Source organism: Phenylobacterium sp. (assembly GCF_036263695.1).
In the GTDB taxonomy this organism is placed as follows: domain Bacteria; phylum Pseudomonadota; class Alphaproteobacteria; order Caulobacterales; family Caulobacteraceae; genus Phenylobacterium.
On record NZ_DATAGM010000420.1, the window covers coordinates 1 to 13,005 of the forward strand.

The 13,005-nt window shown below is 69.7% G+C and carries 8 protein-coding genes and 1 pseudogene; 5 read left to right on the top strand and 4 right to left on the bottom strand.

Features of this window, described 5'->3' with window-relative positions:
• Window positions 1-79: 79 nt before the first annotated feature.
• The 4 genes from VHK87_RS16815 to VHK87_RS16830 all read left to right on the top strand — a co-directional run bounded on the left by VHK87_RS16815 (window position 80) and on the right by VHK87_RS16830 (window position 7,635).
• Complete coding sequence (locus VHK87_RS16815; protein ID WP_329636041.1) at window positions 80-1,396, top strand: citrate:proton symporter; 1,317 nt, start codon at window positions 80-82, stop codon at window positions 1,394-1,396.
• A gap of 58 nt (window positions 1,397-1,454) precedes the next feature.
• Window positions 1,455-1,928 (top strand): (2Fe-2S)-binding protein, encoded by a 474-nt coding sequence (locus VHK87_RS16820; protein WP_329636042.1) that lies wholly within the window; start codon window positions 1,455-1,457, stop codon window positions 1,926-1,928.
• Window position 1,929: 1 nt separating this feature from the next.
• A complete protein-coding gene (locus tag VHK87_RS16825) occupies window positions 1,930-4,116 on the top strand; it encodes a xanthine dehydrogenase family protein molybdopterin-binding subunit (RefSeq protein ID WP_329636043.1) in 2,187 nt (728 codons plus the stop codon).
• 162 nt (window positions 4,117-4,278) lie between these two features.
• The gene (locus VHK87_RS16830; protein ID WP_329636044.1) at window positions 4,279-7,635 is read left to right on the top strand and encodes a carboxyl transferase domain-containing protein; all 3,357 of its coding nucleotides are present in this window, start codon (window positions 4,279-4,281) and stop codon (window positions 7,633-7,635) included.
• 96 nt (window positions 7,636-7,731) lie between these two features.
• Here the strand turns inward: VHK87_RS16830 and VHK87_RS16835 are convergent, their stop codons facing one another.
• The 4 genes from VHK87_RS16835 to VHK87_RS16850 form a co-directional block, all read right to left on the bottom strand.
• The gene (locus VHK87_RS16835; RefSeq protein WP_329636045.1) at window positions 7,732-8,421 is read right to left on the bottom strand and encodes a hypothetical protein; all 690 of its coding nucleotides are present in this window, start codon (window positions 8,419-8,421) and stop codon (window positions 7,732-7,734) included.
• A 48-nt stretch (window positions 8,422-8,469) separates the two neighbouring features.
• A complete protein-coding gene (locus tag VHK87_RS16840) occupies window positions 8,470-9,837 on the bottom strand; it encodes a vWA domain-containing protein (RefSeq protein WP_329636046.1) in 1,368 nt (455 codons plus the stop codon).
• Between the two features lie 7 nt (window positions 9,838-9,844).
• A complete protein-coding gene (locus tag VHK87_RS16845) occupies window positions 9,845-10,813 on the bottom strand; it encodes a MoxR family ATPase (RefSeq protein ID WP_329636047.1) in 969 nt (322 codons plus the stop codon).
• Between the two features lie 151 nt (window positions 10,814-10,964).
• Window positions 10,965-12,038: a hypothetical protein gene (locus tag VHK87_RS16850; RefSeq protein WP_329636048.1), complete on the bottom strand. Its 1,074-nt coding sequence runs from the start codon at window positions 12,036-12,038 to the stop codon at window positions 10,965-10,967.
• Between the two features lie 168 nt (window positions 12,039-12,206).
• On the opposite strand from VHK87_RS16850, the pseudogene VHK87_RS16855 reads away from it, so the two are divergent.
• Window positions 12,207-13,005 (top strand): annotated as a pseudogene (locus tag VHK87_RS16855) (cytochrome P450); the annotation flags it as partial.

A 13,005-nucleotide genomic window follows, 5' to 3' on the forward strand; every position in this document is an offset into this window, starting at 1 on the left:
GGCTTCCAGCCCGAAGCATTTCCGGCCAAGTTCGTAGGAACGCCGGCGTCCCCGGTGAACCGGGAGGCTTCGTCCGCGCGTGCTCGCCATCCTCGCCTTCGCCATGGTGGCGAGCTTCATGGCCCTGATCATGTCGGGCCGCGTCTCGGCCCTGGTGGCCCTGATCCTGGTGCCCATCGCCTTCGGCCTCGCCGCTGTGGGCTTGGGCTACGCCCCGGCCGGCGAACTCGGGGCGATGATGCTCAACGGGGTGCGGGAGCTCGCGCCCACCGGCGTCATGCTGGCCTTCGCCATCCTCTACTTCGGCCTGATGGTGGACGCCGGGCTGTTCGACCCGCTGGTGCGGCTGATCGTGCGTCTGGTGGGCGGCGACCCGGCCAAGATCACCACCGGCTCGGCGGTGCTGGCTCTGCTGGTCTCGATGGATGGGGACGGCTCGACCACCTATATCATCTGCTGCTCGGCCATGGTCCCGCTCTACCGGCGCGCGGGCCTCGACATGCGGATCCTCGCCTGCCTGCTGATGCTGGCCTGCGGGGTGACCAACATCACCCCCTGGGGCGGGCCGACGGCGCGGGCCGCCAGCGCCCTGCAGCTCGATCCGGCCGACATCTTCGTCCCGCTGATCCCGGCCATGCTGATCGGCGCCTCCGCGGTGATCGGCCTGGGCTGGTTCCTCGGCCGGCGCGAGCGGGCCAGGCTCGGCGTGCTGCAGGGTCCCGCGATCGCCGCCGGCCTGCCGGAGGATCCAGTCGCCTTCAACGATGAGACCCAGCGGCCGGACCGCATCTGGATCAACCTCGCGCTCACCGCCGTCCTGCTGACCGGGCTCGTGATGGGCGTCCTGCCGCTGCCGGTGCTGTTCATGATCGCTACGGCGATCGCACTGCTGGTCAACTACCCCTCGGTCGCCATGCAGAAGGCCCGCATCGCCGCCCACGCGCCCAACATCCTGGCGGTGGTCTCGGTGATCTTCGCGGCCGGCGTGTTCACCGGCATCCTCAACGGCGCCGGCATGACCGACGCCATGGCCCGCAGCGTGGTGGACGTGATCCCGCCGGAGCTGGGCCGCTACATGGCCCCGATCGCGGGGCTCATCTCCATGCCCTTCACCTTCTTCATCTCCAACGACGCCTACTTCTTCGGCATCCTGCCGATCCTGGCCGAGGCCGGCGGACACTACGGCGTGACGCCGGTGGAAATGGCCCGGGCGTCGCTGACCAGCCAGGCGGTGCACCTGCTGAGCCCCCTGGTGCCCTCGACCTATCTGCTGGTCGGGCTGGTCGGGATCGACATCGGCCAGCACCAGCGGTTCACGCTGGTCTGGGCCGTCCTGCTGTCGCTGATCCTTCTTGGCGCCGCGCTACTGCTGGGCGTCGTCCCGCTCGTCGGCTGATCTTCCTTGCCGCAGGGGGGCGCGGGGCTCTAGGATTCCCCCATAAGGGGAGGCAGGCATGCCCTACAGTCTGAATGTGAACGGCAAGTCCCAGACGGTCGACGTCGACGAGGACACGCCGCTGCTCTGGGTGCTGCGCGACAGCCTCGGGATCGTCGGTCCGAAGTACGGCTGCGGGGTCGGCCTGTGCGGCGCCTGCACCGTACACGTGGACGGCCAGCCGGTGCGCTCCTGCAGCCTGCCGGTCTCCGCCGTCGGCGCCGGCAAGATCACCACCATCGAAGGCATCGCCGCCAACCCGGTTGGCAAGAAGGTGCAGGCCGCCTGGGTCGAGCTGGACGTGGCCCAGTGCGGCTACTGCCAGCCGGGCCAGATCATGAGCGCCACTGCGCTGCTGGCCGCCAACCCCAAGCCCACCGACGCCGACATCGACGCGGCCATGAGCGGCAACCTATGCCGCTGCGCGACCTACACCCGCATCCGCAACGCCATCAAACAGGCGTCCGGCCAGCCCGTGACGAAGGAGGCCTGAGATGACGCCCTTTGACGCCGTCGAGACCGACCGCCGGACATTCCTGACCGTCAGCGCCGCCGCCGGCGGCCTGGCCCTGACCTACGACATCGCCGCCGCGTCCGCGCAGGGGCAGGACGGGGCCAAGATCGGCGCCTACCTGACCATCGCCCCGAACGGGCAGGTGACCATCGTCTCCAAGAACCCGGAGATTGGCCAGGGGGTGATGACCTCGCTGCCGATGCTGATCGCCGAGGAACTGGACGTGGAGTGGAAGGCCGTCCGCGTGCACCAGGCCGGCAACAACCCCACGGCCTACGGGCGCCAGTTCGCCGGCGGCTCGATGGCCACGCCCCTGCACTGGGAAGAGCTGCGCCGGGTCGGCGCAGCCGGGCGCAACATGCTGCTGCAGGCTGCCGCCCAGCAGTGGAACGTGCCCGCAGCCGAGCTTTCCACCGAGGCCGGCTTCGTGGTCCACAAGGCGTCCAAGAAGCGCGCCTCCTACGGCAGCCTGGCGGCCAAGGCCGCGGCCCTGCCGGCCCCGACCAAGGAGCAGGTCGCCGCGCTGACTCTGAAGGATCCGAAGGACTACCGGATCATCGGCAAGTTCACGCCGCAGGTCTCCTCGCCTCAGATCGTCACCGGCCAGCCGCTGTTCGGCATCGACACCCGTCTGCCCGGAATGGTCTACGCCACATATGAGAAGGCGCCGGTGTTCGGGGCCAAGGTCGCCAAGGCCGACCTCGACGCGGCGAAGACCGTCAAGGGCGTCAGGGACGCCTTCGTGCTCGACGGCGGGACCCAGCTCGACGGCCTGCTGCCCGGCGTGGCGGTGGTCGCCGACACCTGGTGGGCGGCCAACAAGGCCCGCCAGAAGCTGAACATCCAGTGGGCGGAGCATCCGACCTCGGCCCAGTCCAGCGCCGGCTTCGCGGCCAAGGCCGCCGAGTTCGCCAAGGGCGCCCCCGCCCGCAGCCTTCGCGCCGACGGCGACGTGGCCGGGGCGCTGAAGGGCGCGGCGAAGACCGTCGAGGCGGCCTACTTCTACCCGTTCCTGGCGCACGCGACGCTGGAACCGCAGAACTGCACGGCCCACTTCAAGGACGGCAAGATGGAGATCTGGGCGCCGACCCAGCTCCCCGAGCCCGGCCAGCAGCTGGTCTCCAAGACCCTCGGCATCGCGCCGGAGAACGTCATCATCCATATGACCCGCTCCGGCGGCGGCTTCGGGCGGCGGCTCTCCAACGACTACATGGTCGAGGCCGCGGCCATCGCGCAGAAGGTGGGCGCGCCGGTGAAGCTCGTCTGGACGCGCGAAGACGACATGCGCCACGACTTCTACCGGCCGGCCGGCTTCCACCACTTCAAGGGCGGCGTGGACGCGGCGGGGAATGTCGTGGCCTGGGAAGACCACTTCGTGAGCTTCGGCGAGGGTGAAGGCTTCGCCCGCAGCGCCAACATGAGCCCGACGGAGTTCCCGGCCAGGTTCGTGCCCAACTACAAGCTCGGCGTCTCCACCATGCCGCTGGGCGTGCCCACCGGCCCGCTAAGGGCGCCCGGCTCCAACGCCATCGCCTTTGTGGTGCAATCCTTCATCGACGAACTGGCGCATGCCGCAGGAGCCGATCCGGTGGCCTTCCGGCTGAAGCTGCTGGGGGACAAGGCGATGGTCGGGGATCCGCCGGCGGCGTACGCAGCAGGTCGCATGGCCGGCGTGCTGAAGCTGGTCGCCGAGAAGAGCGGCTGGGGCCAGCCGCTGCCGAAGGGCACGGGCAAGGGCGTCGCCTTCCACTACAGCCACCTTGGCTATTTCGCGGAAGTCGTGCAGGCGACCGTCGCGGCGGACGGCGCGGTGAAGGTCGACAAGGTCTGGGTCGCCGCCGACGTGGGCGGCCACATCATCAACCCGGCGGGCGCCTACAACCAGGTGCAGGGCTCGGTGCTGGACGGCCTCTCCGAGGCGCTGCACCAGGAGATCACCATCGAGAACGGCGCGGTCCAGCAGGCCAACTTCAACGACTTCCCGCTGCTGCGGATGAACGAGGCGCCGCCGATCGAGGTCCACTTCCTGAAGACCGACAACCCGCCCACGGGCCTGGGCGAGCCCGCCCTGCCGCCTGTGGTCCCGGCCCTCACCAACGCGATCTTCGCGGCCACCGGCAAGCGCATCCGCGCCCTGCCGATCCGGGCGGAGATGCTGAAGGCGTAGCGACGTCATCCCGGACGGCCCGCAGGGGCGATCCGGGACCCAGGGCGCGCCGACCTGGGTCGGGATCTCCGCTGTGCTCCGGCCGGGATGACGGGTGGGTTGTTCGGGCGCTAAGGTCTGGCCAAGAGGCGGCGCCAGACCGCCGAGCCAGGGACGCCCCGATTGAAGAAGCTGCTGATCGCCAACCGCGGCGAGATCGCCGTGCGCATCGCGCGCACGGCGGCGGAAATGAACATCCCGACCGTCGCCGTACATTCCGAGGACGATGCGTCCTCGCTGCACGTGAAGAAGGCCGATGCGGCCGTGGGGCTGACCGGCTCCGGGCCGGCCGCCTATCTCGACCAGGCTCAGATCGTCGCCGCGGCGCGCGAGCAGGGCTGCGACGCCATCCACCCGGGCTACGGATTCCTGTCCGAGAACGCTGCCTTCGCGCGGGCCTGCGCTGAAGCAGGGATCACGTTCGTCGGGCCGAGCCCCGAGACGCTGGAGCTGTTCGGCGACAAGGCCAAGGCGCGGGCGCTGGCCATCGGCCACGAGGTCCCGGTCCCTCCAGGCACGGACGGACCGGTGGACCTGGCCGGCGCGCGCACGTTCCTGGAGAGCCTCGGCCCCGACGGCGCGGTGATGGTCAAGGCGGTGGCCGGCGGTGGCGGGCGCGGCATGCGGCCGGCCTGCTCGGTCGAGGAGCTGGAGCAGGTGTTTGACCGCTGCCGCTCCGAGGCCGAGGCGGCGTTCGGCGACGGCGCGGTCTACGTCGAACAGTTCCTCCCGAAGGCGCGGCACGTGGAGGTGCAGATCGCCGGCGACGGGGCCGTTGTCTCACACCTGTGGGACCGCGAATGCAGCCTGCAGCGCCAGCGCCAGAAAATCGTCGAGGTCGCCCCCGCCGTCGTCCTGCCGCTGGAGGTGCGCGAGCGGCTGTTCGAGGCCGCCGTCGCGCTTGGCCGCGCCGCCCGCTACCGCAGCCTCGGCACGGTCGAGTTCCTGGTGGAGGCGGACGCCGCCGAGCCCAGCATCGTCTTCATAGAGGCCAACCCTCGCCTGCAGGTGGAGCACACGGTCACCGAGGAGGTCACCGGCCTCGACCTCGTGCGTCTGCAGCTGGAGATCGCCCGCGGCCGCACGCTGGCCGACATCGGCCTGACCCAGGGCCAGGTGCCGGCGCCCCGGGGCGTCGCCCTCCAGGCGCGCGTCAACCTGGAGACCATGGCGCCGGACGGCTCGGCCCGGCCCGCGGGCGGCGTGCTCTCGGCCTACGAGCCGCCGTCGGGGCCGGGGGTGCGCGTCGACGGCTTCGGCTACGCCGGCTACCGCACGAGCGCCCGCTTCGACTCTCTGCTCGCCAAGGTGATCGTCCACGCCCCGTTGGGCGGGGTGCAGGCGGCCGCGGCCAAGGCCTATCGGGCGCTGGGCGAGTTCCGCATCGCCGGCGCGGCGACCAACCTCGGCTTCCTCCAAAGCCTGCTCTCGCACCCCGAGGCCGCCGCCGGACAGGTGCACACCCGCTTCATCGACGAGCACGTCGCGGCCCTGCTGGACGGGGCCGACCAGCACCGCCGCCTCTATTTCGAGACCGCCGGCGGCGCTCAGCCTCGCCGGGCGGGAACCCAGGTCGACACCATCGACCCGCTCGCCGTGCTGGCGCTGGGCAAGCAGCAGGTGGAGCACGCCGCCGACGAGGCGGAACATATCGAGGGGCCGGAGGGCACGCTCGCGCTCCGCGCGCCGCTGCAGGGGACGGTCGTCTCCATCTCCGTCACGCCTGGCGAGACGGTGAAGGCCGGCCAGCCGGTCATGGTCATGGAGGCGATGAAGATGGAGCACGTCATCGCCGCCGAGGCCGGCGGGGTGCTCCGCGAGATCACCGTGGCGGCCGGCGACACCGTGTTCGAGGGCCACCCGCTGGCCTTCATCGAGCCGCGCGACGATATCGTCGGCGCCTTCGCGGCGGAGGAGAACCTGGACCCCGACTACATCCGCCCGGACCTTGCCGAGGTGCTCGAGCGCCACAGGCTGACCCTCGATGAGGCGCGGCCCGAGGCGGTCGAGCGCCGCCGCCGCACCGGCCAGCGCACCGCGCGGGAGAACATCGACGACCTGTGCGATGCCGGGACCTTCACCGAATACGGCCCGCTGGTCGTCGCGGCCCGGCGCCGGCGCAACACCATCGACGAACTGATCACCCAGACACCGGCCGACGGCCTGATCATGGGCCTGGGACACATCAACGGCGACAAGTTCGGCGAGGAGGCCAGCCGGGCCACCGTGATGGCCTACGACTACACGGTGCTGGCCGGCACCCAGGGCGCGCACAACCACGAGAAGCTCGACCGCATGGCCGAGATCGCCCTGCGCTGGCGGCTGCCGACGGTTTTCTTCACCGAGGGCGGTGGCGGGCGCCCCGGCGACACGGAGGGCGGCGGCTTCACCCGCGGGTTCGAGTTCTGGGGACGGCTGTCGGGCGCCGTGCCGCTGGTGGGCGTCAACTCCGGCCGCTGCTTCGCGGGCAACGCAGCCATCCTCGGCTGTTGCGACGTGATCATCGCCACCAAGGACTCGGCGCTCGGCATGGCCGGCCCGGCGATGGTGGAGGGCGGGGGGCTGGGCGTCTTCCGGCCCGAGGAGATCGGCCCCATCAAGGTCATGCAGGCCAACGGCACCATCGATGTGCTGGTGGAGGACGAGGCGGAGGCGGTGGCGGTGGCCAAACAGTACCTCTCCTACTTCCAGGGCCCGCTGAAGGACTGGACCTGCGCCGACCAGCGGCTGCTCCGCCGGGCGGTGCCGGAGAACCGCCTGCGGGTCTACGATGTGCGCAAGGTGATCGAGCTGATCGCCGACTCCGGCAGCGTGCTGGAGCTGCGGCCCAAGTTCGGTCTCGCCATGATCACAGCCTTCATCCGCATCGAGGGCCGGCCGGTGGGCGTCATCGCCAACAACCCGGCTCACATCGGCGGCGCGATCGATTCCGACGCCTCGGACAAGGCCGCCCGCTTCATGCAGGTCTGCGAGGCCTTCGACATCCCCATCCTGTCGCTCTCCGACACGCCGGGGAACATGGTCGGACCTGAGGCCGAGAAGACCGGCCTGATCCGCCACTGCTCACGGCTGTTCGTGATCGGGGCCAACCTGACGGTGCCGATCTTCTCGGTGATCCTGCGTAAGAGCTACGGCCTGGGCGCCATCGCCATGACCGGCGGCAGCTACCAGGCGGCGATGTTCTGCGTCTCCTGGCCCACGGGCGAGTTCGGCGGCATGGGCCTCGAAGGCTCGGTGAAGCTCGGCTATCGCAACGAGCTCGCCGCCATCCAGGATCCGGTGGCCCGCAAGGCCCGCTTCGACGAAATGGTCGCCAGCGCCTACCAGCGCGGCAAGGCCCTCTCGCGCGGCATGAGCCCCTCCCTCGACGACGTCATCGACCCCGCCGACACCCGCCGCTGGGTAGTCGCCGGCCTCATGGCCCAGCCGCCCAAGCCGGTGCGGACGGAGAAGAAGCTGCCCTGGATCGATGCTTGGTGATTGCACCATCATCCCGGACGGCCTGAAGGACCCAGACGCGGCGTGAAAGCCTGGGTCCCGCGGACTTCCGGCTGACGGTGGTGAGTGAACGCGCCGTCAGCGCGCCGACATAGCCGTGATCAGCTCGGCGATCGCCAGCGCCGTCTCGCCGGGCCGCAGGAACGGGTCCAGGTGGGTGCCGGCGAGGGTCTGGAGCGGCCAGCCGCGGGCCTGCGCAAGCGCCGCCTGGTCGGCCAGCCGCGGGGACGTCTGCAGGTAGCCGGCTCTTAGATGGTCCCAGGGCGGGGTCTCGACGGCGTCGTCGAACCACTCGGGGCGTAGGCGCGGCAAGTCGGCCTCGAACGCCTCGCGGGTCCAGCGATCCGGTATCAGGGCGGCGATCCCGCCGGGACCCCACCATTGCGACCACTTGGGAAGGCGTCCCTGCTCGACCGGCAGCGCCTTCACAAAGCCGGCGAACTCATCCTCGGCGGGGGGCGTCGGGCCTTGCGCCGGCGGGATCCGAGCGTCGAGGAAGATCAGGCCCCAGGCGTCGAGCCGCCCGGCGAGCGCCGGCAGCAGCAGGGCCGCGGCGCTGTGGCCGACGAGCAGCGGTCCGGAAAGCTCCGGCAGCGCGGCCAGCACCGCGGCCGGCGCATCTCGCCAGGCCACGTCCGAGCCCTCAATGCAAGGCGTGTAGGTGCGGAAGCCCCGCCGCTCCAGCGCCTCCGCAGTGGGCGCGACGGAGGAGGGGCCGACGAGCGGCGAGTGGACCAGCACGATCTCGCGGGGTGGCGAAGCGGGCATGGGGGATTGCTACCCGCTCACGGGGCGCGCGCAAACACTCCGCCGACGTCAGTGCGGCACGTAGGTCCGCAGCACGTCCTCGATGATGCGTTCCAGGTCGGCCAGCGTGTTGCAGGTCTTGGCCACGTGGCAGAAGCGCTCGTAGCGGTGCATGACGGAATCGCCTTGGCCCCAGTACGCCTCCGGCTCCGGGTTCAGCCAGATGACCGAGCGGACCCGCTGCTGGATGGTGTGCATCAGGTCGAGCCGCGGGTCGGCGAAGTTCGAGCGCCCATCTCCTAGGAAGATCACCGTCGTGTGCCGGTCGAGCCGGTCGAGGTGGTTGTCGCAGAAGTCCTCCAGCGACTTGCCGTAGTCGGTCTGCTGGAAGCCGATGCGCTTGAGCACCTCCAGGATCGCCCCATCGACGCCGTAGTCGTTGAGGATGTCGTCCACCGGCACCAGGCGGCCGGAGAAGGCGTAGCTGTCCAGCCGGTCGACCACCTCGTTGAGCGAATAAAGGAAGGTCAGCAGGAACTGGGCTGCGGCGGCCACCGATTTGGAGACGTCGCAGATGGCCACGATCGACGGCTTCTCGATCTTCTCGCGCTTCCAGACGATCTCGAACGGCACCCCGCCATAGCCCATCGACCGGCGAAGGGTGCGGCGCACGTCCAGATGGCCCTTCTTGGCGCGGTTGCGGCGGCGGCTGTAGCGGTCGGCCAGGCGCTTGGCCATCTTCTTCACCAGCGCCTGCATCATCATCTGGTCGACCGGGTCGATGCCGCCCTCGGAGTTCAGCGCTTTGCGGGCCAGCAGCTCCTCGCGCATCTTCTGCCCGGAGCCCGCGGCGTAGAGCTCGTGCTGGCGTTCGACGAAGCGGGTGGCTTCGGCCATCAGCCCTTTGCGCCGCTCCTCCAGCCGCTTCGCCAGCCCGTCGCCCTGCTCGGTCTGCAGCCGCTTGGCGGCGGAGATGATCCGCTCGATCTCAGCCAGGCCCATCTCGTCCAGCAGCCGGCGGGTCATCCGGCTGCGCTGGGTGGAGAGACGGATCTCGTTGACGTTCGCGCGCTGGGCAGCCTCCTCCATGGCGGCGGCCAGGCCGGCGGCGTCGCCGAGCAGCAGCATCTGGGCCAAAGGCGAGCCCTGGACCTCTTCAGGCAGCTGGTCGCTGTGCTCGCCGCCCCCCTCGCGGCCTTCCGGCTGCGGCGCGGACATGAAGTTGTCGCGCTTGAAGAACATCTCGAAGGTGGAGTCGAACCGGTCCACCTCGTCCGCGCTCTTGGCCAGCGTCGCGCACAGCGCGTCCTTCAGCAGGGTGCGGTCGGCGAACCCCACCGAGGCGACCGCGCGGTGCGCGTCGATCGCTTCCACGGGAGACACGCGCACGTCCGCGGCGCGAAGCGCCCGGATGAACTCCTCAAGGGAGCGCTGCATGGCCGGCTCAGCCCGCGTTGGCGGGCTTGCGCATCAGCTCGCCGATCTGCGGCTCCACCGCAGCGATGTCCTGCTCGAACTTCAGGATCACGTTGAGGGTGTCGCGGACCATCTCCGGCTCGAGGCTGCCGGCGTTGAGCAGGATCAGGGCGCGGGCCCAGTCGACGGTTTCGGAGATCGACGGCGCCTTGCGCAGGTCGATGGTGCGCAGGCTCTGCACGAACGACACCAGCTGCTTGACCAGCGCCGCTTCGATGCCCGGCACGCGGCTGGCGACTATCCGTTCTTCGAGCGAGGCGTCGGGCAGCGGGATGTGCAGGTGCAGGCAGCGGCGCTTCAAGGCATCGCCCAGGTCGCGCACGTTGTTGGAGGTGAGGAACACCAGCGGCGGCGTCTTGGCCTTGACCACGCCGAGCTCGGGAACCGAGACCTGGTAAGCCGACAGCACTTCCAGCAGGAAGGCCTCGAAAGCCTCGTCCGACTTGTCGATCTCGTCGATCAGCAGGACGCAGCCGTCGTCCTCGCGCAGCGCCTTCATCAGCGGGCGCGGCTCCAGGAAGGGCTCGGAGAAGAACAGGTCGCCCATGCCGTGCAGCCGGTCCATGGCGTCGTCCATGGAGTTGGCGTCGGCCAGCGACTCGCCCATGCGGTCCTTGAGGATCTGGGTGTAGAGCAGCTGCTTGCCGTACTTCCACTCGTACAGCGCCTTGGACTCGTCCAGCCCCTCGTAGCACTGCATCCGGATCAGCGGCAGGCCGAGCAGGGTGGCCGTGGAGAGCGCCAGTTCGGTCTTGCCGACGCCGGCGGTGCCTTCCACCAGGATCGGCTTTTGCAGGTTCACCGCCATGTAGAGCGAGGTGGCGATGCGCTGGGAGGCGATGTAGCCGACGCTGGCGAGCCCCTCGATCAGGGCCTGAACGGACGATAGGGGGTCGGAGGTCTGCGCAAGACGCGCCGCCTGGCTGGTAACGGTCAAAGGCTCATGCTTTCAAAAATAAGACGCGAGCGCGCCGACGTAAGGTAATGCGCGCGATTGTGCCAACCGAGCGCAGGGCAACGCAACCCTCAAGCATCAAAGACCTCTCCCTCCGTTGAGCGGGGGGAGGTTTCGCGAGGCAGCGGCGGAGTTACAGCCCGTACGGCCGGTACGGGCCGGCGATCAGCTGCTCGAACACGCCGAGGCCTTCCTGCGGCGTTTCGCCGGGCGTCTCGAGCCGCACCCGCGAGAGCGCCTGGATGTGCCAGTTCTCAGGCGAGCCCATGGTCACGTCGGCGAGGCGGATGTCCGCGCGGCCCACCGCCAGCTCGCCCTTGAACAGGCCGTGGCGCCATTCGCCGCCGTAGCCGATCCCGCGCATCAGGAAGGTCAGGAAGGGCTCGAAGGCGACCTGAGCCTCGCCCTGATCGAGGGGAATGACCAGCCGGCCGGTGCGGGCGTGGCGCGTGCCCGGGACGATCTCCACGTCCTCCATCCGGCAGGCGGAGGTCTCGTAGCCGCCCTGGGGCCCGGCGCCGTCGGGCAGGATGACGGCCCGGGTGTTCCAGGGCCGCCCGTCCGGGTCGGCGTTGACGTGGAAGAAGACGCTGCGGTCGGCGAAGTTCAGCGGCGTCCATTGCCAGAAGAAACCGCTGACCGTCTGCGGCACGGCCGGCTGCGGGTCGGGCGCGCCGACGGGGCGGATCCCCCAGGAGCGGTCGCGCGAGCCGAACCAGCCGTCGATCGTCTGGCGGGCGCCGTCCACCTCCAGCCATCCCTGGCAGCGCACGTTCTGGGTCAGGCGGGTGTAATCCATGAAGGCCCGCGGGCCGTTGCGGCGGATGAAGCGCGGCTCCTCGATGGGGAAGGCGCGGCCGTCGAAGACGATCTCGCCGGCCAGCCCCTCGGCAGGCGAGACGGTCACCTTCAGCCGCTGCAGCGGCTCCAGAACCTCGATGCGGACCGGTCCGACCGTCAGGTCCATCCGGTCGGACAGCAGGGCCGAGGCGTGCAGGCAGTACTGGACCCCGCCGCGGACGACGGAGAGGTGGGCGTCGGCGACGTTCAGGTGCGGATAGACCCCGAAGGCGACGGCGAAGAAGGTCTCCCCGTCCGGCGCGTAGCCGTTGAAGAAGTAGCGGTCGTAGAAGTTGCGGTCGGTGCCGGCGTAGGCGATCGGCTCGGCCGTCTGGTGGATCGGATAGTCGTCGCCTTTGGTGAGCATGCGCGTCTCCTTGTTCGCTCGACGTATTGCCGCCGCGGCTTTTGCGGCAGTATCAATTGAGCGAAGAACAGAACACAAGGGAGGCGTCGGCGTCCTTGACGCGACGTAAGGTCAGGCGGGGTTCGCTCCAGTCTTGACCTGCGCCGTCTGGGTGCGCGGGCGATCGAGATGCCGTCATCTGACCTGAAGATCCCCGCCGAGCACGCCTCGAACCTAGTAAATCCCGCAGCTTATGCGGGCCAGCGCATCCACGAGACCTATGCCTGGCTGCGCGCCAACCAGCCGCTCGGCGTCGCAGAGATCGAAGGCTTCGACCCGTTCTGGGTGGTCACCCGGCACGCGGACATCCTGGAGATCAGCCGCCAGAACGCGCTCTTCCTGAATGGCGCCCGCTCGCCGACCATCACCACCAAGGCGATCGACGAAACCGTTCGAAAGATGATGGGCGGCAGCCCGCACCTGCTGCGCACGCTTATCCACATGGATGCGCCGGACCATCCGAAGTACCGGCTGCTTACTCAGGCCTGGTTCATGCCGCCCAACCTGAAGCGGCTCGAGGACCGGATCCGGGGCATCGCCCGCAACTCCGTCGCGAAAATGCTGGCCACCGGTGGCCGGTGCGACTTCGTCCGCGAGGTGGCGCTGCACTACCCGCTGCACGTGGTCATGGAGATCCTTGGGGTGCCCGAGGAGGACGAGCCGAGGATGCTGATGCTCACGCAGGAGCTGTTCGGCGCCTCGGATCCTGAGCTGCGGCGCAAGTTCGAGGGCGACACGGACGAGGCGGCCCAGCTGCGCAATGGCGTCATCGCCGACTTCTACGCCTACTTCGCCCGCCTCTCGGCCGCCCGAAAGGCGGAGCCGAAGGATGACTTGGCGACCCTGATCGCCAACAGCCAGGTTGACGGGCGTCCGATCTCAGAGCTGGAGGCGATGAGCTACTACATCATCGTGGCCACCGCCGGGC

Coding starts and splice junctions, on each gene's coding strand:
- VHK87_RS16850 (WP_329636048.1), bottom strand. CDS start 12,038: ATGCTCACCAAAGGCGACGACTATCCGATCCACCAGACGGCCGAGCCG.
- VHK87_RS16840 (WP_329636046.1), bottom strand. CDS start 9,837: ATGCAGCGCTCCCTTGAGGAGTTCATCCGGGCGCTTCGCGCCGCGGAC.
- VHK87_RS16825 (WP_329636043.1), top strand. CDS start 1,930: ATGACGCCCTTTGACGCCGTCGAGACCGACCGCCGGACATTCCTGACC.
- VHK87_RS16835 (WP_329636045.1), bottom strand. CDS start 8,421: ATGCCCGCTTCGCCACCCCGCGAGATCGTGCTGGTCCACTCGCCGCTC.
- VHK87_RS16820 (WP_329636042.1), top strand. CDS start 1,455: ATGCCCTACAGTCTGAATGTGAACGGCAAGTCCCAGACGGTCGACGTC.